Origin of the sequence: Allorhizocola rhizosphaerae (assembly GCF_003426775.1) — a bacterium.
GTDB lineage: Bacteria > Actinomycetota > Actinomycetes > Mycobacteriales > Micromonosporaceae > Allorhizocola > Allorhizocola rhizosphaerae.
In genome coordinates, this window is the sequence record NZ_QJUG01000057.1 from 12387 (window position 1) to 33923 (window position 21537).

At 68.2% G+C, this 21537-nt stretch carries 19 protein-coding genes and 1 pseudogene; 6 read left to right on the forward strand and 14 right to left on the reverse strand.

Annotation, left to right across the window (positions count from 1 at the left end; translation table 11 throughout):
- Positions 1 to 22 precede the first annotated feature (22 nt).
- Both DM816_RS14595 and DM816_RS14600 read left to right on the forward strand, forming a co-directional pair.
- Positions 23 to 2848 (forward strand): AAA family ATPase, encoded by a 2826-nt coding sequence (locus tag DM816_RS14595; RefSeq protein ID WP_117210775.1) that lies wholly within the window; start codon positions 23 to 25, stop codon positions 2846 to 2848.
- Positions 2849 to 3340: 492 nt separating this feature from the next.
- Positions 3341 to 4756, forward strand: a complete 1416-nt coding sequence (locus DM816_RS14600) for a hypothetical protein (protein ID WP_211588694.1) — start codon at positions 3341 to 3343, stop codon at positions 4754 to 4756.
- 6 nt (positions 4757 to 4762) lie between these two features.
- Here the strand turns inward: DM816_RS14600 and DM816_RS14605 are convergent, their stop codons facing one another.
- Positions 4763 to 5443, reverse strand: a complete 681-nt coding sequence (locus DM816_RS14605; RefSeq protein WP_117210776.1) for a cation diffusion facilitator family transporter — start codon at positions 5441 to 5443, stop codon at positions 4763 to 4765.
- Between the two features lie 279 nt (positions 5444 to 5722).
- On the opposite strand from DM816_RS14605, the gene DM816_RS14610 reads away from it, so the two are divergent.
- A complete protein-coding gene (locus DM816_RS14610) occupies positions 5723 to 8458 on the forward strand; it encodes a beta-L-arabinofuranosidase domain-containing protein (RefSeq protein WP_117210777.1) in 2736 nt (911 codons plus the stop codon).
- Between the two features lie 121 nt (positions 8459 to 8579).
- On the opposite strand, the gene DM816_RS14615 is transcribed toward DM816_RS14610, so the two are convergent.
- The 4 genes and pseudogenes from DM816_RS14615 to DM816_RS14630 form a co-directional block, all read right to left on the reverse strand.
- Positions 8580 to 9671, reverse strand: coding sequence for a hypothetical protein (locus DM816_RS14615; protein ID WP_117210778.1), 1092 nt, complete (start codon positions 9669 to 9671; stop codon positions 8580 to 8582).
- Positions 9672 to 9673: 2 nt separating this feature from the next.
- Positions 9674 to 10198, reverse strand: coding sequence for a hypothetical protein (locus DM816_RS14620; RefSeq protein ID WP_117210779.1), 525 nt, complete (start codon positions 10196 to 10198; stop codon positions 9674 to 9676).
- A 201-nt stretch (positions 10199 to 10399) separates the two neighbouring features.
- Entirely contained in the window at positions 10400 to 10531 is a 132-nt protein-coding gene (locus DM816_RS44435; protein ID WP_117210780.1) for an ATP-binding protein, read from the reverse strand.
- Positions 10532 to 10542: 11 nt separating this feature from the next.
- Positions 10543 to 10950 (reverse strand): annotated as a pseudogene (locus DM816_RS14630) (response regulator transcription factor); the annotation flags it as partial.
- 200 nt (positions 10951 to 11150) lie between these two features.
- On the opposite strand from DM816_RS14630, the gene DM816_RS14635 reads away from it, so the two are divergent.
- On the forward strand, positions 11151 to 11642 hold the full coding sequence (locus DM816_RS14635; protein WP_117210782.1) for a DUF2269 domain-containing protein: 492 nt from the start codon (positions 11151 to 11153) through the stop codon (positions 11640 to 11642).
- Here DM816_RS14635 and DM816_RS14640 read toward each other — a convergent pair.
- Both DM816_RS14640 and DM816_RS14645 read right to left on the reverse strand, forming a co-directional pair.
- On the reverse strand, positions 11591 to 12178 hold the full coding sequence (locus DM816_RS14640) for a TetR/AcrR family transcriptional regulator (RefSeq protein WP_117210783.1): 588 nt from the start codon (positions 12176 to 12178) through the stop codon (positions 11591 to 11593). The genes DM816_RS14635 and DM816_RS14640 overlap by 52 nt on opposite strands.
- A complete protein-coding gene (locus tag DM816_RS14645) occupies positions 12175 to 12825 on the reverse strand; it encodes an MFS transporter (protein WP_246001941.1) in 651 nt (216 codons plus the stop codon). The genes DM816_RS14640 and DM816_RS14645 overlap by 4 nt, the downstream gene beginning before the upstream one ends.
- Positions 12826 to 12905: 80 nt before the next feature.
- Here DM816_RS14645 and DM816_RS14650 point away from each other — a divergent pair, with 80 nt between their 5' ends.
- Complete coding sequence (locus DM816_RS14650; protein WP_211588695.1) at positions 12906 to 13583, forward strand: acetoacetate decarboxylase family protein; 678 nt, start codon at positions 12906 to 12908, stop codon at positions 13581 to 13583.
- A 58-nt stretch (positions 13584 to 13641) separates the two neighbouring features.
- Positions 13642 to 15024, forward strand: coding sequence for a pyridoxal phosphate-dependent decarboxylase family protein (locus DM816_RS14655; RefSeq protein ID WP_117210786.1), 1383 nt, complete (start codon positions 13642 to 13644; stop codon positions 15022 to 15024).
- Positions 15025 to 15048: 24 nt separating this feature from the next.
- On the opposite strand, the gene DM816_RS14660 is transcribed toward DM816_RS14655, so the two are convergent.
- From DM816_RS14660 to DM816_RS14690, 7 genes are all read right to left on the reverse strand, one after another.
- The gene (locus DM816_RS14660) at positions 15049 to 15924 is read right to left on the reverse strand and encodes a carbohydrate ABC transporter permease (protein WP_211588696.1); all 876 of its coding nucleotides are present in this window, start codon (positions 15922 to 15924) and stop codon (positions 15049 to 15051) included.
- A complete protein-coding gene (locus tag DM816_RS14665) occupies positions 15921 to 16904 on the reverse strand; it encodes a carbohydrate ABC transporter permease (protein ID WP_117210787.1) in 984 nt (327 codons plus the stop codon). Before DM816_RS14665 ends, DM816_RS14660 begins: the two co-directional genes overlap by 4 nt.
- A 7-nt stretch (positions 16905 to 16911) precedes the next feature.
- A complete protein-coding gene (locus DM816_RS14670) occupies positions 16912 to 18282 on the reverse strand; it encodes an ABC transporter substrate-binding protein (RefSeq protein ID WP_117210788.1) in 1371 nt (456 codons plus the stop codon).
- Between the two features lie 76 nt (positions 18283 to 18358).
- Positions 18359 to 19228 carry an MEDS domain-containing protein gene (locus DM816_RS14675; RefSeq protein ID WP_117210789.1) on the reverse strand — a complete coding sequence of 290 codons (870 nt, stop codon included), beginning with the start codon at positions 19226 to 19228 and terminating at the stop codon, positions 18359 to 18361.
- A 102-nt stretch (positions 19229 to 19330) separates the two neighbouring features.
- The gene (locus tag DM816_RS14680) at positions 19331 to 19585 is read right to left on the reverse strand and encodes a DUF6289 family protein (RefSeq protein WP_162907476.1); all 255 of its coding nucleotides are present in this window, start codon (positions 19583 to 19585) and stop codon (positions 19331 to 19333) included.
- 58 nt (positions 19586 to 19643) lie between these two features.
- Positions 19644 to 20522 (reverse strand): hypothetical protein, encoded by an 879-nt coding sequence (locus DM816_RS14685; RefSeq protein ID WP_117210791.1) that lies wholly within the window; start codon positions 20520 to 20522, stop codon positions 19644 to 19646.
- Complete coding sequence (locus DM816_RS14690; RefSeq protein ID WP_117210792.1) at positions 20519 to 21478, reverse strand: IPT/TIG domain-containing protein; 960 nt, start codon at positions 21476 to 21478, stop codon at positions 20519 to 20521. Before DM816_RS14690 ends, DM816_RS14685 begins: the two co-directional genes overlap by 4 nt.
- Positions 21479 to 21537 lie beyond the last annotated feature (59 nt).

Consider the following 21537-nt stretch of genomic DNA (forward strand, 5'->3'; position numbering starts at 1 on the left):
CCCGGGCAGTAGGCTGAAACCCATGAGGGCGGCCGACGCGTCGCCAGTGGGACGCGAAGCCGAAGTCCAGCGACTCCAGAGCATCGCCCGCGAGGCGGTCGGCGGCCGCGGCGCGACCGTGCTCGTCGACGGCGAACCGGGAATCGGCAAAACCACACTGCTGCGCGCGATGGCCGCCGAATGCGAGCGGCTCGGGATCAAGACCCGGCTCGGCAGCGCACAAGACTTCGAGCGGCGCCTGCCGTTCACGGCGATCGCCAACTGCCTGGGCCCGGACGCGGGCTCCGGTGACCCGCAACTGGCCCGGCTGGCCGGACTGCTCGGCGGCGCAAGCGTGCTCGGGCAGAGCATCGCCGCCGCCAACCACGAATTCGCCGTCATCGAGGCCATCGGCGACCTCATCGACAGCTGGTGCGCGGCGGGCCCGGTGGCGCTTCTGCTCGACGACGCCCAGTGGGCCGACCCGTCCAGCCTGCTGGCCCTGCACCGGCTGGCCCGTGAGACCGTGCAGCAGCCGCTCGTGCTCGTCATCGCGGCCCCCTCGCTGACCCACGAGGAGGCGACCGCGGGGCTCGCCAACACCCTGCTCGCGCGAGGCGCGGAACTGCTCAGGCTCGAACCGCTCCCCGATCCGGCGGTGGCCGGACTGGTCGAGCGGCTGCTCGCGGCGTCGGTCGACGAAGACCTGCTGGGGTTGGTTTCGCGGGCGGGCGGCAATCCGTTCTACATCAACGAACTCGTGACGGTGCTGTCGCGGGAAGGCGCCATCCACACGGCCGGTGGGCGGGCCGAGGTGCACCAGTCTTCGGTCGAGGTGCCGCGCTCGCTCGTGGATGTGATCCAGCAGCGGCTGCACGGCCTGCCGCGCGAGGCCCGGGACGTGCTGCAGATGGCGGCGGTGCTGGGGCCCGAAATCGACGTCACCGAGCTACACCGGGTCCTCGACCTGCCGATGTTCGAGCTGACCGGCATCCTGTCCCGGGCCATCGAGGCGGACCTGCTGGCCGATACCGGACAGCGGCTGCTTTTCCGGCACGATCTCATCCGCGAGGTGCTTGCCGACCAGGTTCCCTATTCGGTACGAGCTGCGCTGCACCTGCGGGCGGGCCAGATGCTCGCCGGCACGACCGGGGCGCCGGTCGAGCGGACGGCCGAGCATCTGCTCGCCGGGGCCGAGCTCGACCCGGGGTGCGTGCAGTGGGTGCTCGACAACGCCGATGACCTGATCGTGCGGGCGCCGGAGATCGCGGTGAGCATGCTGGAGCGGGTGCTCGCGCTCGCCGGCGAAACGGCGCGCGATGCGTTGCGGTACCACCTCGTGCGGGCGTTGCTGTGGTTGAGCAAACTGACCGAGGCGGAGCAGGAGGCGCGCAATGCGTTGGCGGCATTGCGTGATCCCGCATGGGCGGGCGGGCTGCGGTGGCTGTTGGTGCAGGCGCTCTACCGGCAGGGCCGGCTCGCCGACACCGTCGAGGCGATCGACGAGGCGCTGGCCTCGCCGGACCTGAGCCCCGTTGATGCGGGCCGGTTGCACGGGTTCGGGGCTACGTGTCTGTTCTATTTGGAGCGGCTCGAAAAGGGTGAACGGTGGGCGCGAGAGGCCATCGCGATCGGGCAGGAACACGGGGAGCCGCAGGCGAGCGCGCTCGGGCATCTGGCCCTTGCTGCGGCCCGGTTCGCGCACGGCGACGTGGTCGAGGCATTACGATTTTCTGATTTGGCGGTACCGGCGTTCGAGCACGGAATCCAGCCGGATGTGCAAGCGGATCCATATGCGATGCGCGGGTATTGCATGCTGGAATTGGATCGCTTGAGCGAAGCGGACGAGACGCTCGCCATGGCGGTCAAGCACAATCAGGACACGGGTGGGGTCTACCTGACGCTGTGCTACGCGCTGCGGGCCCGGTTGCGCTTTTTGGACGGGCGCTGGGACGACGCGCTGGCAGAAATCAACACCGGACTGGACAGCCCGGACGCGCTGATGCAGGCGCCCGGTTTGCAGGCGCTGGCGGCGCTGATCGCGATCCATCGTGGGACATATGCGCAAGGCGATGGGGCGCAACGGATTCCGGAACCGGACACCAGCTTGGGCGGGCGCAAGTACGGCTATTTGATGCGGTGGGCGCAGGCTCTGCTATTGGTCAGCCAGGGCGACCAGCGGCGGGCGCTGGAGTTGCTGTACCCGGCTTGGTTGCAGGCGTGGGGATTGGACAATCGCCGCATCATCTACCGCATCTGCCCCGACCTGGCGCGGCTGGCCGCGGCCGTCGGCGACACGAATCGCAGCGAGGAGCTGGTCGACACGACCGAGGAGCTCGTCCTGGCCCAGCCGACGCCAAGCCTCGCCGCTGTCGCGCAGCTGTGCCGAGGGTTGGCGCGGTCGGAGCCGGACCTCCTGCTCGCGGCGGCCGAGGCGTTCCATGAGGTGGGTTGGCCGCTGTACGAGGGGCAGGCCTACGAGGACGCGGCCGAGGCGCTTGCCCGGGTCGGTCACAGCGGTGAGGCGCGTGTGGCGCTGGGCAAGGCGGTGGTGCTGTACGGCGGGCTCGATGCGGCATGGGACATCGTGCGTGGCACGGCAAGGCTGCGGCAGGCCGGAGTCCGGCTTGGCGTGCGCGGCCCGCGCAGCCGGCCCAAGCGGGGGTGGGAGGCGCTCACCGAGACCGAGCACCGGGTCGCAGGCTTGGTCGCGGAGGGCCGGTCCAATCTGGAGATCGCCCACCGGCTGTTCCTCTCGCGGCGTACCGTCCAGACGCACGTGTCCAACATTTTGAGCAAGCTTGAAGTAGGGTCGCGGATCGAGCTCGCGCTCACCGCGTCCCGCCATCGGGCCCTGGCTGACCGTTAATCCAGCCTGCCTGCCGCGTGTCCTAAGCCGGTCCCGCGCTGCGTTTTTCCTCACCCGGTGGGGCCTTGACGGCCGAGCCCCGCGAGCGCAAAAAATCGATGCCATTCTGGTCGCGGCAGAGCGGGCGGCCGAGTCACGAGGCCGCGCCCTGACGCTGTTGAGGCGTGGCGGGTAATCCAAACGCCGTGCTCGCTTGCCGGGGCCCGGTGCGTGCGGGCTGTGCCCGGTACCAAATGTTTTAGCAGCACGACCACCGCGGTGCTGCCGTCCGAATTGGACTCATCGTGGTGGCGGCTGCGATCCCGCCCGGGTCTGCTATTCGGCGCGCTACCAAGGAGATTGAGTCCCGCAATTCCGTCGTTCCTGCCTTGGCGCCGGTACCGCATCCGCCGCGCAAGCTCTCGCTTCGGTAGAGTCGGTCGGACGCGGAACCGGGCACCGCATCCATGACGACATATGGATCCATATGAACGACATGTGAGGCATGAGGCAATGAGTGAGGGTCCGCCAACTCCTATCAGTCACCGCGCACAGAGCTCGCCGGCCCGGCGGCGCATCGCCATCGCGGTCATCGTGGGCACCGTCGCTGTCGCGGCGCTCACGGCTGCCGCGTTCACGACCGATGTCCTGAGCCCACGGTCGGGCGTGCAAGCGGGCAGCCTGTCCAGTTCCAGCAGCACCGCCCCGGAAGCCACGCCGAGCACGGAAGCCACGCCCAGCGCTTCACCCGCGACATCGTCGCCCCCGGACGGCAAGTGCTCCCGGCCCGGCAGTGCTTCGCCCGAGGTCCGGGTCACCGATGTCAACGTCGGCGTGCGCGTGACCGGGTACGGGCGGGAGTCGGACACCGAGCCGCTGCCCATGGCGATCGCATCAAGGCCCGACGGCGGCTCGTGGCTGGCGTGGCTGGGCACCAACAACCGGGTCTACCTGGGCAGGCTGGACTGCAACGACCAGCTGGTCGGCACGCCCACCAGCTTCGACGGCATCGACCTGCAAGACGTCCAGGCCGACGACACCGGTGGCGTCGTGCTGCTCACGCGCCGGGGCAATTGCGGCAACGGCCAGTTGTGCGGCGGCTCGTCCAGCCCATGTAACACCATGCACATGATCCGGTTCGACGACTCCGGTCAGCAGGTGTGGGAACGGCAGGTCACCAATCTGAGCGGCAGCCGGGCGGGGTACGACAATGGCGCGCGGTTCATCTGGTGGTACCAGCACCACGGCCGGCTCGCCTCCGACGGCAGCAACTACGCGGCATACTTCGGTGTCGCTATCACCGTCCAAAATGGAAGCTGCGTCGACATTCACCAAGGCGACAGGATGCAGGTGGTGAGCGCGAATGGATCGCTGGTCTCCGGGCTTCGCGACAGCTTCGACGTGGGCTGCAGTCACAGCTGGACCACGCGCATCGTGTGGGATCCGCGCACCAGCCGGTTCGCGATGGTCTGCGCCACGGACAACAACTGCCGCATCGCGCAGCCTCGTCCATATAGGACAGTTGCTTCCGGTACCTGTGACGGCACACTGTTCGGTGGCGACCTCGTGCTGGCCAAGTCTTCCGGATACTGGACCGCGTGGAGCCAGGGCGGACAGGTGCGCCTCGAACACTTCACCACCGGCGCGTCGGACGGCACCATCCGGACCGGGGCCCGGTCGAGCCATCCGCACCTGGTGAGCTACAGCTCCGGGCTCATGCTGCTGGCGTGGGAGTCCGGCTCGTCGATGGCCGCGCAGGCATACGACGCGGGCAGCGGCGACACCGTCGGCAGCCAGTTCACCGTTGGCGTGCGGGACCACAACTATCTGGCGTTCAAGGCATACCCGGATGGCAGTGTCGCGTACCCGGCGGCAGGCAGCACCAACACCTCGATCCGGATCGCCCGCGTCATGCCGCTGAACACCTGACTCGGGTCAGCCGGCACAGCAGCCGTCCGCGCAATCGTCGTCGTCTTGGCCGGCGGAGCCCAAGGCCGCCGGACCGCAATCGTCGCAATGGTCGCCGCGCCAGGCTTGCACGCCCTCCTTGACCGCCACACCGGCAATCGCCAGCGCGGCGATCGGGTCGGCCCAGCTCCAGCCGAACGCCCAGTTCAGCAGCAGGCCAACCAGCAACACCGCAGAAAGGTAGGTGCAGAGCATGGTTTGCATGCTGTCGGCGACCACGGTGGCCGACCCGAGCTCCCGCCCGGTGCGCCGCTTGGCCCACACCAGCAGCGGCATGACCACCACGGACACGGCGGCCAGGCCGATGCCCACGGGCGACGGCTCCGCCTGCTGCGAGCCGAGCAGATGCCGCACCGAGTCGACGGTGACCCAGGCGGCGAGGGCGAAGAAGGAGAGCGCGATAAGCTTGAGCGCCAAGCGTTCCCGCGTTTCGGGCAGGCGCGAGCGGAACTGCCAGATCACCACGAGCGCCGACGAGACCTCGATGAACGAGTCGAGTCCAAACCCGATCAGCGCGGCCGACGACGCCACCGCGCCCGCAGCCACCGCCACGACGCCTTCCAGCAGGTTGTAGCCCGCAGTCGCATAGGCAAGCAGCAGACTGCGCCGATTCAACAACGCCCGCCGCGCGGGAGCCAACGTCACCACGCCAAAACAATACAGCGAACGCTGAACTAACGTCCACCCGGATTGGCCAAGGTTTGGGTCGTCCCCTTGTGGCGACCCTCGATCGTCGATTAGTTTGTTTATCCACCGCACAAACCGCGCGCCGTCGCGTGTTCGCGAAAATCCGACCCCTTTCGTCCCAAGGATGGATCGCGAAGATCGATGTTAGCGCTCACAGTGATGGCTGTGAGTGTCTTGCGTCGCCGGCGACGCGCGTCCAAACCCGATAGACGCTGCCCGGAGACTTGCCAGGAGGTCCTGATGTCGTCCTCATCCATGAGCCGTCGCCATTTGCTGCAGGCCGGTGGTGCCGCCGCCGTGGCCTCCACGGTCGGTGCCGCGATCGGTGGCCCGGCCGCCGCGGCGATTGTGCCGCCGGTGCGCGCCGACATCGGCGTGTCGGCATACGCGTTCGACCCGGGCCAGGTGCGGCTGACCGCGAGCCGCTGGATGGACAACCAAAACCGCACGCTGTCGTACCTTCGCTTCATCAACGTGGACCGGCTGCTGTACAACTTCCGCGCCAACCACCGCCTGTCCACGCAGGGCGCTGCGGCCGGCGGAGGCTGGGACGCCCCGACGTTCCCGTTCCGCACGCACGTGCAGGGGCACTTCCTCACGGCCTGGGCGCAAGCCTTCGCCGTGCTCGGCGACACGACATGCCGCGACAAGGCCAACTACATGGTGGCGGAATTGGCCAAGTGCCAAGCGAACAACTCCGCGGCCGGATTCAATACGGGGTACCTCTCCGGCTTTCCGGAATCCGAATTCAGCGCACTGGAGTCCGGCTCGCTTTCCAACGGCAACGTGCCCTACTACGCCCTGCACAAGACACTCGCCGGATTGCTTGACGTGTGGCGTTACATCGGCAACACGCAAGCCCGTGATGTGCTGTTGCGCTTCGCCGGATGGGTCGACTGGCGCACGGCCCGCTTGAGCTACAGCCAGATGCAGACCGTGCTGCGCGTGGAGTTCGGCGGGATGAACGCCGTGCTGACCGACCTCTACCAATACACCGGAGACTCGCGCTGGCTGACCGCGGCCCGGCGCTTCGACCACGCCGCCGTGTTCGACCCGCTCGCAGCCAATCAAGACCAGCTCAACGGGCTGCATGCCAACACCCAGGTGCCCAAGTGGATCGGAGCTATCCGCGAATACAAGGCGACCGGCACGACCCGCTACCGCGACATCGGCGCCAACGCCTGGAACTTCACCGTCAACGCGCACACCTACGCCATCGGCGGCAACAGCCAGGCCGAGCATTTCCGCGCCCCGAACGCGATCGCCGCTCACCTGACCAACGACACCTGCGAGCACTGCAACACTTACAACATGCTGAGACTGACCCGCGAGCTGTGGGTGCTGGACCCAAACCGCGCAGCCTATTTCGACTTCTACGAGCAGGCGCTGCTCAACCATCTCATCGGCGCGCAGAACCCGGCCGACGGCCACGGGCACATCACCTACTTCACGCCGCTGCGGCCGGGCGGCCGCCGTGGCGTGGGCCCGGCCTGGGGCGGCGGGACATGGAGCAACGACTACTCAACATTCTGGTGCTGCCTTGGTACCGCCATCGAGTCCAACACCGCGTTGATGGACTCCATCTACTTCTACAACGGCACCACTCTGTCAGTGAACCTCTACCTGCCGTCGGTGCTCGACTGGACCCAGCGCGGCATCACCGTCACCCAGACCACCTCCTATCCGGCGAGCGACACCGTCACTGTCACCGTGACCGGAAACCCCACCGGCTCGTGGACCATGCGCCTGCGCATCCCGGCCTGGACCACGGGCGCGACCATCAGTGTGAACGGGACCGCGCAGAACATCGCGACGACGCCGGGCACCTACGCCTCGCTCACCCGCACCTGGGCATCGGGCGACACCATCACCGTGCGCCTGCCGATGCAGGTGAACATCAGGCCCGCCAACGATAACGCGAACGTCGCCGCGGTCACGTACGGCCCGGTCGTGCTGTCGGGCAACTACGGCAGCACCGCGCTCTCGTCGCTGCCCGCGCTCAACACCGCCTCCGTCACCCGCAGCAGCGCCACGGCGCTCACGTTCACCGCTATCGCCAACGGATCCAACGTCAACCTGGGCCCGTTCTACGACGCCCACGGGCACAACTACACCGTCTACTGGGCGACCGGCGGCAGCACCGGCCCCGCGAGCTTCCGCCTGGCAAACGCGGCTTCCGGACTGGTACTCGGAATCCAGGACATGTCCACGGCAGACGGTGGGATCGCTCTACAATGGACCGACAACGGCACCGCCGACCACGATTGGGAAATAATCCTTGATGGGTCGTCGATCCGCCTGCGCAACGTCCACAGCCGCAAGGTGCTCGGGGTGACGAACATGTCCACAGCGGACAATGCGCAGATCGTGCAGTGGGCCGACAACGGCACCGCCGATCACCGCTGGACCGTTGTCGACTCCGGCGACGGGACGCACAAGCTGCGCAACGCGCACAGCAGCAAGCTATTGGGCATCCTCAACGGTTCCACCGCCGAGGGCGCCCGAGCCGTGCAGGACCCCGACAACGGCACGCGCGACAACCAGTGGCGGTTCATCCCCAACGGGGCCAGGCGGATCCAATGCCTCCACAGTGGACTCGTGCTCGGCGTGACCGACATGTCCACAGCGGACAACGCGCTCGTGGTGCAGTGGGGCGACAACGGCACCGCCGACCACCTGTGGACCGCAGTCGTGGACTCGGGCGGATATCTGCGGTTGCGCAATGCCCACAGCGGCAAGGTGCTCGGTGTCGAAAACTCGGGCACGGCCAACGGTGCGCGGGTCGTGCAGCTGCCCGACACGGGCTCCAACGACCGCCGCTGGCGTCTGCGCTATGGCCGCGACGGCTACTTCCGCATCCAGGCGGCCAACGGTGGCCGGGTCCTGGGCGTGAGCGGAGCCTCGACCGCGCAGGGCGCACAGGTGCTCATCTGGGACGACAACGGCACCAACGACCACCTCTGGCGGTTCGTCTGAGCCTAAAGCGATTTGGCTTTCGACGGCGTTCCCGTCAATCCGGTGTTCGACGAGGCCCGGCCGATGACGGCCGGGCCTGTGATCGCGGTTTGCACCCCGCCGGGTAGTCCGGTGCAGGGGGTCATCTCTCGGCCTCGTGCTGCCACGGTTCCTTCGCGACGCCGTCCAGGGTGGGCAGGAACCACGGGTGGACCCCGTTCTGCGCGGCATGTATCGGCCGCGAGCGCTCGTTCTGCAGGCGCTGCATCGCTTCCTCGAACGGCGTGAGGTAACCGTCCTTGAGCAGCGTCGTCAGCTCGTTGTAGATCTGCTCGGCGCTCTTGGCGTCGAACGCCTCCCGCGGCTGGAACCGTGGCGCAGCGTCGAAGAGATCCAGGATGTCCAGCACGATGCCGCCGACGTCCTCGACCTTGCCCTTGATGTCGCCGACGACCGGGACCAGGTCGACGACCTGCGAGCCGATGTTGAAGATGTCCGGCACCAACGGGTTCATTCCAGCGTAGTCCTGCGGCTCGCGGCCGGTCGCGGCCCACTCCTCGAGCTGCGCGCGCAGATCGTCACGGATCTCGCGCAGCATCGGGTTGAGGCCGTTCTGGGTCTGCACGATGAGCGCACCGGCACCGGCGAAGAGGGTCTCGGCGTGCGCGAAGTAGGTCAGGTACTGGTCGCGGATGAACGAGTGGAGCTCGGTGACCACATCCTGGCACTCGTCACTCGACTGGCCGATCCAGCTGTTGAAGTCAAGGTCGGTCCAGTCCACCGGCATGGCGCCCTCGAGCGCGATCCGCGCCTCGGAGAACTCCTGGATTGACTCGCGCAGCGACCCGGCGTCGGGACGGGTGATGTCGGCCAGCAGGTTGCGCAGGTAGCCGCCGATATCGTTGGCCCAGGCGTTCCCGTTCTCCCAGCTCTGGCTCGCTCCGGCGCGCAGCTGGTCCGCCCACGCCGACCGCCGCGCGTCGAACGGCTCGTAGGGGTAGGTCACCCAGTGCCACATGCTGAAGTCCACGGACAAGCCGTCGGCGGCGGGCGTCCGATAGTCGATCGTCCCGCTCCACGCCGCATCGATACCCCACGATTGCAGGTTTGTCTCGACGTGTGCCGTGTGGTCCTGGAAGTATTTGGCGACGGTCTCGTTGCCTTTCAGATAGCCGAGGTACCGCTCGATCTCGGCGGTGAGCGTCAGGAAGTCGCCGTAGTCGAAGTCGCCCATGGTCACGCCTCCGGGAGGGGCACGTTGTCCTGGCGGTCCTCGAGCTCCCGGTCGCGGTCCTCCCGCTCCTCATCTGGCGGCTGCACGTCGGGGTTCTCCTCGTATTCGGAGCCGTCGCCCTCGTTGAGCACGCTGTCCTTGTTCGGGGCGTCCGGCACGGGTGTCTGTGGGGGCTCACCCGTCCTGAGCTCATCGCTCAGCCTGTTGAACACGCTGGCGGCGAACTCGTCGCGGGCGACGAAGCTGTCGGCGATCGCGACCACGGCGGCGCCGAGGTTGTTGAGGGACAGTACCGACCGGGCGACGCCGGCCTGGCAGTCGATTGCCATGTCCAGCACGTCGATCAGCACCCGGTGGTCACCCATCTGCGCCGAGCGGGAGTTCACGGTCCCGATCACGTCGGTCATCCGTTCGGCGACGGCGGCGAGGGCCTCGGCGCGCTCAGGCAGCAGGATCCTGCCCGAGCGGTACATCGTCTCGATGTCGGCCCTGATCTCGCCCTGCTCAGCGGGGGTATAGTCGGTCACGAACTGCCTCCGGGTCGATGGATTTCCATCGTTCCACAGTTGGGCAAAAACTCACGGACCGCCGATGAACAGCCGGCAAATTCGAGATGACGGCCATGGAAGCACCCGGCAACGCCGACCTGAGGCATTGCCCCGACCGGTGAGAGACCTTCTGCGGGCTTGGGTCCATGCCAGTCCGCGTACGGGCCCGGTACCGGCAAACTACGCGGAGGGCAGCCGCACCTTCACGACCAGGCCGCCACCCTCACGCGGCCACGCCTTCACGTCACCGCCATGCGCGCGGGCGATAGCGGCCACGATGGACAGACCCAGCCCAACGCCCTGGCCGCTGATGCGCTCGCCGTCGGGTCGAGCCGGATGCCGGCGCGCTCCAGCACGGGCGGCGCGGCCGGGCGGGCACGACGGCCCAGCGCCTGCACGCGCGCCACGAGTTCGGCGAACGCGGACGGTTTGGTCAAGTAGTCGTCGGCGCCCAGGCCGAGCCCGGCCACCCGCTGCGCGACGGCGGCCGCGGCCGTGAGCATCAGGATGCGCGCGGGTGAACCGGACTCGACCAGCGTCGCGCAGACCTGGTCGCCATGCACGACGGGCAGGTCGCGGTCGAGCACCACGACGTCGTAGTCGTTGACCGACAGGCGCTGCAGCGCGGCGTCCCCATCGTAGGCGACGTCCACGGCCATGGCCCGGCGGCGCAGCCCGCCCGCGATCGTGTCGGCCAGCAGCCGCTTGTCCTCCACCACCAGCACACGCACGGTCCCATCATGTCCGCTCGCGGTGTTGGAACGCCGTGAGGATCGGTCCTAACCGCCATCTAACGCGCCGTAGTGTGCACTGAACCCATGAACGAGATGCCCCGGTGGGTGAAATGGCCGGCGATCGTGCTCGGTGTCCTGATCGCGATCGGCTTGGCGCTCAGGTTCTTCGGGGTCGAACACGGGCCGGGCATGCACCGATGATCATGCCGCCAAGGCTGCGCAAGGCCATCCTGACGTTGCATGTGACGACGTCTGTCGGGTGGCTCGGTGCGGTGCTCGCCTATCTGGCGCTTGATGTGACGACCGTGGCGAGCGATGACGTCACGGCCGTGCGCGGGGCCTACATCGCCATGGGGGTCATCGTCCGGGGCGCGATCGTGCCGCTCGCTCTGGCCGCCGTGCTCATCGGGATCGTCAACGCGCTGGGCACCACATGGGGCCTGGTGCGGCACTACTGGGTCGTGGCGAAGCTCGTGCTCACGGTCATCGCCGCGCTCGTGTTGCTGAGCGAGGCACGGACGGTCGCCTATCTGGCCGACCTGGCGGTCTTGACTCCTGATCCCCGCACGTTGCCCAGCACACTGCCGCATTCGGTCGGCGGGCTGCTCGTGTTGCTGACTACCGTGGTCCTGTCGGTCTACAAGCCGCGCGGGCTCTTGAACAGGCCCACGAGCGTGATCTCGAGGTAGTCGGCCACGAACACGGGGTGCAGGCGGCCCGAGTCGGCCTCGATCGCGGCTGTGTGCGCCAAGCTGTGGAACACCGTTACCAGCCATTCGACCGGCAGGTCGGTGCGGAACACGCCCTCGTCCCGACCGCGCTCGATCAGGCCGTGCACGCGCCGCATCGGCGCCTCGTGGTGCGCGCGCAGCACCTCGGGCCCGAGGTGGCGGTTGACCGCGACCAGCAGCCTCCGGTGCTGATCGATGATCCGCCACGAGGACCGGATCAGGTGCGCCATCGCCCGGTCGGCGGGCAGGGAATCGAGGTCGAGCTCGGCCAGCGCCTGCTCGGCCTGCTCGATGGTGCGGGTGAAGACCGCCTCCAGCACCGCCTCGCGCGACGGGAAATGCCCGTAGAGCGTGACCCTGCCGACGCCCGCCGCGCGGGCGATGTCGCTCATCGACACATCCGGATTGACGACGAACTCGGCGAGCGCGGCGTCGAGGATCGCGGCGATGCTGCGCTCGGCGTCGGCGCGCTTGGTTCGCTGTGCGGGACTCATGTTGATGCTCCAATCAGTGCGCCATGATGGGGCCGTGGTGGGCTGGTGGCAGCAGTATCGCGGTCGCCACGGCTATCGCGAGCGCGGCGACGGACAAGGCCAGGAAGGCGTTGTGGAAACCGTTCGCGGCCCGCGATGGTCGAAACCATTGCCACACCTAGGGATGCGCCAAGCTCGTGGCTCGTGTTGATGGTTCCCGACGCCACGCCGGCGTCGTGCGGGTCGACGGGGGTCAGCGCGGTGATCGTCGCCGACCCGAGCGCGCGGTGGCGGTCGCGGCCATGGAAGGCCGTGGTGATAAGGGAAAGCGCGGCGGGGGAGAGCAGCGCCGCGCCCTGCGCCGCCCGCTCGCTGATCAAGATCTCAGCGCTCGCGGCAAGCCCGGAGACCAGTGAGGCGGCCGTGAACACGGACAGTCCAATCAGGAACGTGCGGCGCCGGCCGAGCGCGCCGGCCAGGCGCCCGCCGAGCAGCATCAGGCCGCCGAAGCACAGCGTGTAACCCGCCACCACCCAGGTAGCGGTGGCCCGGCTCAGCGCGAGCTGCTCGCCGATCACCGGCAGCGCTACGTTTACCACCGTCGCATCGAGGATCACCATGAACTGTGCCAGGCACAGCAGCACCAGTGCCCACCAGCGTCGTCTCAACCCACGCTCCTTAACTCGAACATAATTGTATAGGATGCGAAGGTAACGCAGACATGTGTGCTTGCGATAGTGTGACGTGCATGACCGATGACGCGCTTCCGCCCGAGGTGGCATATCCGAGCCCGCCATGGCGCATGACCGGGCGGCTGTGGATGGCCTTCGTGCGCACGGCCGCCGACGTCGCGGTGCCCGCCGATCTCGCGCCCGTGGGCGGGCGGCGTCGTCTCGCTGTGGCCTTGGTGCGGTACGAGGCTGGGACGCTGCGCTATGACGAGTTTGCCGTGGGCCCGCTGGTGCGGCGCGGAGCCCGGGTCGGGGTGCTCACCGAGCACATCTGGGTGGACGACCCCGCGTCGCTGTGGGGCGGGCGGCGCCTGTGGGGCATCCCCAAACTCATGGCGCGGTTTGACTGGCACGACAACGATCGCGTGTCCGTCCATAGTGGACACGACCTGATCGCGGAGCTCGTGCTGCGGCCCGCGCGGTGGCGGCTGCCACCGATGCCGATTCCGGCGGCCGGGTTCGGCCAGATCGACGACCAGCGCACATACCTTCGCGGCCGGTGCGTGGCGCGGCCTGCCCCGGCTCGGGTCGACATCATGGGCTGGTCGGATCGCCTGCCCGCGCTGGCTGGGACTGCTGGGCCGGCCAGCTCCGGCGCTGGGCCGACCAGCTCTGTCGCTGGGCTGCCCGCGATGGAGCTCGCGCCGTGCCGGTTCGCGTTCCCGCACGGGCGGGTCCTCGGGAAGGCCGGCTAGGGCCACGATCTCGGGGGTGGCACTCGGATCGGCCTCGAGTCAGGCTTATGGTCCAGTTATGGATGATCTCTTTTTACGCGCGGCCGAGCTCGGGGCAGCCTATCGCCGGTCGCTCAACGAACGTCCGGTGCGGGCCGCGGCCGGCGAGGAGGAGCTGCGCAAACTGTTCGGGGTCGAGCTCGGGCGGGAGGGGACGCCGGCGGCCCGGGTGATCGAGGAGCTGGCCGAGGCGGCCGCGCACGGGCTCGTCTCGTCGGCCGGACCGAGGTACTTCGGCTTCGTCGTTGGCGGATCGCTGCCCTCGGCCACCGCCGCCGACATGCTCGCCGCGGCCTGGGATCAGAACGCCTTCAACGCCACGCTCTCTCCCGCCGCGATCGCCGCCGAGGAGGCCGCGGGTGGCTGGCTCAAGGAACTGCTCGGCCTGCCCGGCACCGCCTCGGTCGGCTTCGTGACCGGCGGGCAGGCGGCCAACACGGTCGGGCTGGCGGCGGGCCGCCATCATGTGCTTGCGGCGGCGGGGTGGGATGTGGAAACCCGCGGCCTGATCGGTGCGCCGCCGATCAAAGTGGTTGCCGGGGAGGAGCGGCATGCCACTGTCGACCGGTCCTTGCGCCTTCTTGGATTGGGTACCGAGTCACTGCGCGCCGTGCGGGCCGACGCGAATGGGGCCATCGACGTGGCGGAGCTTCGCCGGGTACTGGATGAGGAAACGGATGGGCCATTGATCGTCTGCCTGCAAGCGGGCAACGTCAACACCGGCGCGTGCGACGACATGCGCACGGTGTGCGAGCTCGTCCACGCGCGGGGCGGATGGGTGCATGTGGACGGTGCGTTTGGACTGTGGGCGGCCGCGAGCCCGGCGATCCGGCATCTCGTCGACGGCGTGGAGTTGGCCGACTCGTGGGGGTGCGACGGGCACAAGTGGCTCAATGTGCCCTACGACAGCGGGTTTGCCTTCTGCGCGCATCCGGTGACACACGCTTCCGCAGTGTCCTATGTGGCGCCCTATCTGACCGGGTCGGGAGTCGTGCATCGTGCGGCGGACTTCACGCTTGAGTCGTCGCGGCGCGCACGCGGCTTCGCCGTATGGGCCGCGCTGCGCGAACTGGGCCGCGATGGCGTGGCGGAGTTGGTGGAGCGCTGCTGCCGCCTGGCACGCCAGTTCGCCGAGCAGCTGCGCGCGGCCGGGTTCGAAATCGCCAACGACGTCGTGCTCAACCAGGTGCTGGTGAGCTTCGGCGACGACGCGAGCACCGAACGGGTCATCGCCGCCGTGCAGGACGACGGCACCTGCTGGATGGGCCCGACCACATGGCGAGGCCGCCGCCTCATGCGCATCTCAGTATCCAACGCCACCACCACCGAAGCCGACATCACCCGCAGTGCCGAAGCCATCATCCGCCTAGCCCACCCACCTCTCCCTCCGCGTCGATCATGAACTTAGTCCATGTGCGATGGCGTGTCACGACACCAACTTCATGATCAACGCGAAGAGGGGCGACGCGGAGATCGTATCAGCGGGAGAGGGGGGATTGGGCGGTGGCGCCTTTGATGAAATAGCGTTGGCCGAAGCTGAACAGGACCAGCATGGGCAGGGTACGAGCAAGGATGCGACCATGACGTACTGGTAGTCGCCCTGCCCGCCGGCCGTGGGGCTGTATTTGGTCATGGCGTAGGCGATCCCCAGCGGCGCGGTGAAGTCTTCCACGCCCTCGCTGTTGAGATAGATGAGCGCCCCCTGGAAGTTGTTCCAGCTCGCCTGGAACTCGAACAGGAACACGATGACGAACGACGGGATCGACAGCGGCATCGCGATGCGCCAGAACATTTTCCAGTAGCCCGCGCCGTCGATGCGCGCCGCCTCGAACAGCTCCCGCGGCAGGCCCAGGAAGAACTGCCGCTGCAGGAAAATGTAGAACGCGGAGCCGAACAGGTTGGCGCCGAACAGCGGCACCCACGTGCCGAGCACACCGAGCTGCTTCCAGATGAGGTAGGTGGGAATCATCGTGATCGAGGCGGGCAGCATCATCGTCGCCAACACGAGTCCAAACAGGAACGTCCGGCCGGGGAACCGGAAGTAGGCGAAGCCGAAGGCGACCAGCGAGCTCGACACCGACACCGCGGCGGCGGCGAGCAAAGCGATCGCCACGCTGTTGACCAGCCAGCTGACCAGCGGTAGCTCCTGCCAGACCTGAACGTAGTTGCGCCACTGGACGGTGCGCGGGATGAGGGCGTTGTCGAACACCTGGCCGCTGGGCTTGAGGCTCGCGGCAATGAGCCACGCCAGGGGGTACAGGAAAAGGACGGCGAAGCCGGTCAGAAGAATTTTGGTCTTCATCGCGCACCCTCGTAGTAGACGTGGCGCGTGGCGATTTTGGCCTGGATGGTGGTCAGGACCAGTAGGATGACGAACAGCAGCCAGGCCATCGCGGCGGCGAAGCCGAAGTCGAACTGCCGGAACGCCTGCTGGAACAGGTAGACCGCGTAGAAAAGCGACGCCTCCGGCGCGGTGTTGGACTGGTCCCGCCAAAACAGCAGGTATGCCTGGTCGAACACCTGGAACGCGGCGATCGTCAGCACGATGACGTTGAAGAACATCGCGCCGGAAATCATGGGCAGCGTGATGGAGAAGAACTTGCGCACCGGCCCGGCGCCGTCCAGCTCCGCGACCTCGTAAAGCTCGCGCGGCACGGTCTGCAGCGCGGCCAGGAAGATGACCATCGTGCCGCTGACCGCCCACAGTGTCATGAGCACAATGGACGGTTTGACCCACGTAGGATCCACCAACCACTGCGGGCCTTCGATCCCGACCAGCCGCAGGGCCTGGTTGATGGCTCCGGTGTTTCCGTTGAGCAGCAACAGGAACATCGATGCCGTGGCCACCAGCGGGGTCATTCTGGGCAGGTAGTAGACCGTGCGGAAGAAGCCGGTGCCACGCCGGTTGGCATGGAGGAGCAGGGCGAGCATGAGCGCGAAGCAGATTTCCACCGGAACGGCCAGCACGGCGTAGAACAGCGTGTTGCCCAGCGATGTCGCCACCCGCGGATCGGCAAGCAGCTGCTCGTAATTGGCCGTGCCGGCGGGGCGCAGGTCGCCCGTTGCCAGGTTGTAGTGGCTGAACGAGATGACCAGGCTGTAGACCATCGTGCCCGCGACGAAGACCAGGAACCCCACGATCCACGGCGAGATGAACAGATAGCCGGCCAGTGCCTCATGGCCGCGGGCGGTTCCCCTCGGCCTCCCACCCGCCGCGGCCTGCCGCGAGGCTGTGTGGCCTTCCGCGGCGCCCGCCAAGCCGCCCGCCTCCCGGCGCTTCATGTCAATCTCAGCCGCGTACGACGGTGTCGTAGGCCCGTTTGGCGGCCGCCTGCGCGTCGGCGAGCGCCTGCTGAGCCGACTTCGAACCCAGGCTGGTGGCCGTGATCGCGTTGATCAGCTCCTGCTGGATCTGCTGCCCGGCGGGCGACGCGCCGAAGCTGCGCCCGGCGCCGACGACGTCGTAGTACGTGGCGATCACCTGGTCGAATCCGGCGTTGCCGCTTGGCTTGACGTATTTTTCGCGGATGGCCCGGTCGGCGTCCGGCGAACCGGTGAACAGCCCGGTAAAGATGCTGTTGCGCTGCTGCACCGTTGCCGCTCGGGCCTCGGCTGCCGCCATCCAGTTGTCCTGGCTGGTGAGCGCGAGCGCCCAAGCACATGCGGCACTTGGATTTTTCGCGCCGGCCGGAATGACAAACGCTGTTGCGCCGGCGGCTATCGCTACGGGCTTGCCATCTTTGCCTTTGAAGGGTACCGCGCTGAGCTCCAGCCGATCCTTATAGGGCGCGAGGACGTTAACGTACCACTGGAAGTTCACTTCGGCCGCAACCTTGTCCGTGACGAACTGGTTGCTCTGCCCGAACACGTCGAACGAATCGCCGAAGCTCTTGACCTTCGCGAAACCGCCCTGCGCGTCGAGGATCCGCTTGAGTGTCTCAAGTGGATAGACGTTGGCCGGGTCGTCGAGTGTCGGTGCGCCCTTCTCATCGATCAGCCTGCCGCCGAGGCCCAGCATCCACAGGTTGGTCTGCCCCGTGGCCACCGGATGGAAGCCCAGCGTCGCCGGGACACCGCCGCTTTCCTTGTACAGCTTGGCAATCGCCCCGAGCAGTGCGGTCGGGTTGGACGTGTCGAACTCGGCGTCGGCAACTCCGGCCGCGCCCGTGAGCTTCTTGTTGATCAGGATTGTCGGCGGCTGGAAGAACTGCGGCACCGCCCACACCTGATTCTCATACGTCACATCGCCGATCACGGCCGGATAGAAGCGCGCCTTCGGATCGACGTTCTTGGCCGAGTAACACCTGTCCATCGGGAGGATGAGCCGCTGCGCGGCATAGGTCGCCACATACTGCCGGTCCATCTGTACCACGTCGGGCAGGTTGCCGCTGGCGATGCGCGTGGTGAACTTCTGCGCGTCGAAGCCGGTCTGGTCGATCTCGATGGTGACCCCGCCGAGCAGGCCCTGGGCGTGCGCGAGCCGTGCCCGGCCGACGTCGTCGGTGCTGTTGAAACCCCACGCCCGCAGCGTGCCTGCCGGTGTGGCGGAGAAGTCCGGGCCTTCGGGCCCGCCGCCGTTGTCACCCGAACCGCAGCCTGCGGCGGCGACGAGCACCGCGACGAGGTTCACCGCCACGAGGGTCACACCGTTGTGTCTCATGTGGGGTCCTTTCTCTCATGGGCGGCGCATTGATACCCATGAAGCCCACCGGGCCAAACGGCTACTAGCTCAGGCCCTATGATCCGAACTGGACATTCGGCGGGTTGGGCCCGCCGAGCAACCTGATCACGGTGGCCAGGGTGCCCGTGACCCCGACGATGGCCGCGTTGGGCGGGGAGTGCCAGGCATGCCCGAGCAGGAGCGCACCCGTGGCGGCGTCGGCGAAGGTCAGCTGCGAGACATCGATGACGATGGGCACGCTTGGTGCGGGCCGGTCGCGCAGCGCCGCGTCGACGGCGGCGCGCACCGCCCGCCGGTTGCTGAAATCGCATTCGCCGATCAGCTGGAGCCCGTGCGGCTCCATGGTGCGGCGGATCTGCAACAGCGGGGACCATCCCGCGCCGTTGGCCGGAGCACGAGATGTCGTCGGGTGGGCACTGATCACGCGTTGCAGCACGCCCCGGTCCAGCCGGCTCGGGTCGTACAGGCACACGCCCAGCGCGCGTGCCTCCATGTAGATGGTGTTGAGCTGGGCCTCGAACCATGTGAGCTGCTCGGCGTCCGCCGGCGTGTACGGCGTCCAGGCGATGTCACGCAGCATGCGCAGCCCTGTGTATCCGCCCGCGGCGGCATCGTCGACGTAACGGCCGACGCGGTCGAGCGTGCGCCGCGGGTCGAACCGCCCGTCGGGCAGGAACGCCTGCTGGGCGGGGATCAGCCGGACGCTCCCGGCGCGCGCGGCCGCGTCGACGTCGAGCCCCCGGGCCTGCAACCCGGCGCGCAGCTCGGCCGGCACGAGCGAGCCGGTGAACACCAGCACCTGCTCACCCGAGCGCAGCCCGGCACCGATCATCGCCGCGGCGGCGTCGACCAGATCGTCGGCGCCGGCCGCAAACGCGCACACGTGATCGCCGAGCCGGACACGGTCCACGATCTCGGCGATCATCCGGGCCTCCTCACAGGTTACGAAGCACGTCAGCGGCGAATGCCGCGCTACCCAACTTCGCGGGCCTTCTAACCTGTTGCGGGGCGGAAGTTTCGGGTGCGATCACACCTCCGGAGGCGGGTCGTTGCACGGGCGGGCGGAGTACACCAGGTAGCCCTGCTGGACGCCCCACCGGTATGCGGTGCCTTCGCAGTTGATGCTGTAAGTGCCGCGCACCTGGGTCCGGCTGGAGTCCGTGTACCACGTGTGCAGGCAGTAGTTGCCGGCGGCGCAGGGATAGAGCGCCTGGGCCGGACTGGCCGGCACGACGATGGCCGCGCCGGCCAATGCGGCCGCCATGAGAACCCGACGAATCATGAATTCGAATCTATGCGATGGTACGGCGGCGCGCCATCCACCGAACTGTCCAATGTGGTCAGCGGGAGAACTGCCAGCTCACGCCTTCGCCGTCGGGCACGACGACGACCGTGCCGCGCACCGGGGTCCAGCCGTCGTGCAGCAGGAAGATGCGCCCACCCGAGCGGGCGAGCAGGCGCAGGCCCGTCGTGCGCCACCGAGGCGGATCCACGTCGATCCGCTCCTCGCGCACGCCGGGCACGTCGATGCCCAGCGGCACGCCGCTGAACGCCGTGGCCCGCGGCATCGACCCCACACCCGAGGCCAGCCGCAGGGCGTGGCCCCGGCCGACCACCGCGGCCAAACTGGACAGCTCCCAGAACAGTGCCAGCGCGATGATCCCGGCGATGAACAGGGCCCGCAACGCGCGGTGTCCCACCGGCAGCGGGCGATCTGCCGACGGCGGCGACGCGGCACGCGCGAGCCACAGCCCGTATCCGGCGATCGCCGTGCCGACCGCCAGCGCCAGCGGGATGAACATCGGCGTGGCTGGCCGCTTGACGACGGCTATGAGCAGAGCGCACGCCGCGGTCGCCAGCCCGGCCACGAATGCGATGCGGCCCGCGGTGCGCAGTGCCGGGCGCTTTCGCGGTACCGCCAGCCAGCCCAGGATGCCCTGATGCAGGCCCAGCCAGCCCAACCCGAGCACGCCCAACGCCATCAACGGCACGAAAAGGGTGCTGACGCTGCTCAGGATGTAATCCTGGCCCGTGTATCCGAACAGGCTCACGTGCAGGCCCATGTAGCGGGCCTGCTCGTTGGTCCGTGCCCAGCCGAAGTAGAGCATCAGCGCGGACACCACGGTCACCGGAAGGCCGACCGAGGCGAACACCGACAGCAGGGCCTTGACCGCCGACTCGGGCGGCTGCCCGGCCCCGCGCCGCCTCGGTTGGGTCATGACGGTTCGACTGGCGGCGGTGGGCCGTCAGGCGGGGGCGGCGGTGGTGGCGGTGGCGACTGGGGCGGTGGCGGCGACTGAGTCCTGGGCGATGGTGGACCGGACGGCGACGGACTGTCCGTTGTGGACTCTCCGGTGTAGGTGAACGCCGAGCGCAACACCCGCTCGCCCGCACGGCCGCGCACCTTCACGTCGACCTTTCCGGCCTGCGTGGCCGCGGGGGTGACCACCGCGACGGCGTTGGTGCCGACACCGGTCTTGCCGAGGTATCGGATCTCCCCCTGAACCGCGTTGTCGCCGAAGAACACGGTGATGTTGCTGAATCCGCTGCCGGTGAGCTCGACCGTGTCCCCGCCCTTGACCGAGCCTTGCGCCGGGTTCACGCCTTCGAGCTCGAAGCTGCAGGCCACGCCTGTGGCGCTGGTCGGCTTCGCCACACGGGGAATGCCGTTGGGGTGGCGCGCATGCCAGGCCAGCGCCCGTGCCAGCAATTCCTCTGCCGCCTGCAGCAGGCACTCCGGGCTGTCGGTTTGCTGTGGACGTGGCAGCGCTGCCTGCTCCTGAGCCTTCGCCCACTTGGACGAGTCCCGATTGAACACGACCTGACAGACTGCGGCCAGCGCATTCACCAGCGTGTCGTCTTCGTTCTTGGACACCTTCTCGCATTCGCCGTCTTCCAGGCCGCGGTACCAGCCGCCGGGGCTGTCCGGGTCGGCGGGCCCGAACGGGATCCAGGCGAACCCCTCGTCGCCGGGCGGAGCTGGTGGGGCCGGTGGGGCAGGTGGCGCGGGCGGTGCCGGCGTGGTTCCGGGCGACGGGGACGCGCCTGGCGAGGTCTCCGTGGCGGTGACGGTCGGCTCGGCCTCCGGGCCGGGCGCCCTGACGCAACCCTGGGCTGCGGCAAGAGCCACCAGGGCGGCGCAAGCGGCCGCGTACCAACCCATCCGCCGGGCCATGGCTCCAGTACAGCACCATAGTCGCTTGCGGCGGCGCGTTTTCGGCCAATCCGAGCGGC

What these genes read in the sequence shown, in the direction of transcription:
- DM816_RS14595 (WP_117210775.1), top strand. Translation starts at nt 23, where the DNA reads ATGAGGGCGGCCGACGCGTCGCCAGTGGGACGCGAAGCCGAAGTCCAG.
- DM816_RS14600 (WP_211588694.1), top strand. Translation starts at nt 3,341, where the DNA reads ATGAGTGAGGGTCCGCCAACTCCTATCAGTCACCGCGCACAGAGCTCG.
- DM816_RS14610 (WP_117210777.1), top strand. Translation starts at nt 5,723, where the DNA reads ATGTCGTCCTCATCCATGAGCCGTCGCCATTTGCTGCAGGCCGGTGGT.
- DM816_RS14615 (WP_117210778.1), bottom strand. Translation starts at nt 9,671, where the DNA reads ATGGGCGACTTCGACTACGGCGACTTCCTGACGCTCACCGCCGAGATC.
- DM816_RS14635 (WP_117210782.1), top strand. Translation starts at nt 11,151, where the DNA reads ATGATCATGCCGCCAAGGCTGCGCAAGGCCATCCTGACGTTGCATGTG.
- DM816_RS14640 (WP_117210783.1), bottom strand. Translation starts at nt 12,178, where the DNA reads ATGAGTCCCGCACAGCGAACCAAGCGCGCCGACGCCGAGCGCAGCATC.
- DM816_RS14650 (WP_211588695.1), top strand. Translation starts at nt 12,906, where the DNA reads ATGACCGATGACGCGCTTCCGCCCGAGGTGGCATATCCGAGCCCGCCA.
- DM816_RS14655 (WP_117210786.1), top strand. Translation starts at nt 13,642, where the DNA reads ATGGATGATCTCTTTTTACGCGCGGCCGAGCTCGGGGCAGCCTATCGC.
- DM816_RS14660 (WP_211588696.1), bottom strand. Translation starts at nt 15,924, where the DNA reads ATGAAGACCAAAATTCTTCTGACCGGCTTCGCCGTCCTTTTCCTGTAC.
- DM816_RS14665 (WP_117210787.1), bottom strand. Translation starts at nt 16,904, where the DNA reads ATGAAGCGCCGGGAGGCGGGCGGCTTGGCGGGCGCCGCGGAAGGCCAC.
- DM816_RS14670 (WP_117210788.1), bottom strand. Translation starts at nt 18,282, where the DNA reads ATGAGACACAACGGTGTGACCCTCGTGGCGGTGAACCTCGTCGCGGTG.
- DM816_RS14675 (WP_117210789.1), bottom strand. Translation starts at nt 19,228, where the DNA reads ATGATCGCCGAGATCGTGGACCGTGTCCGGCTCGGCGATCACGTGTGC.
- DM816_RS14680 (WP_162907476.1), bottom strand. Translation starts at nt 19,585, where the DNA reads ATGATTCGTCGGGTTCTCATGGCGGCCGCATTGGCCGGCGCGGCCATC.
- DM816_RS14685 (WP_117210791.1), bottom strand. Translation starts at nt 20,522, where the DNA reads ATGACCCAACCGAGGCGGCGCGGGGCCGGGCAGCCGCCCGAGTCGGCG.
- DM816_RS14690 (WP_117210792.1), bottom strand. Translation starts at nt 21,478, where the DNA reads ATGGCCCGGCGGATGGGTTGGTACGCGGCCGCTTGCGCCGCCCTGGTG.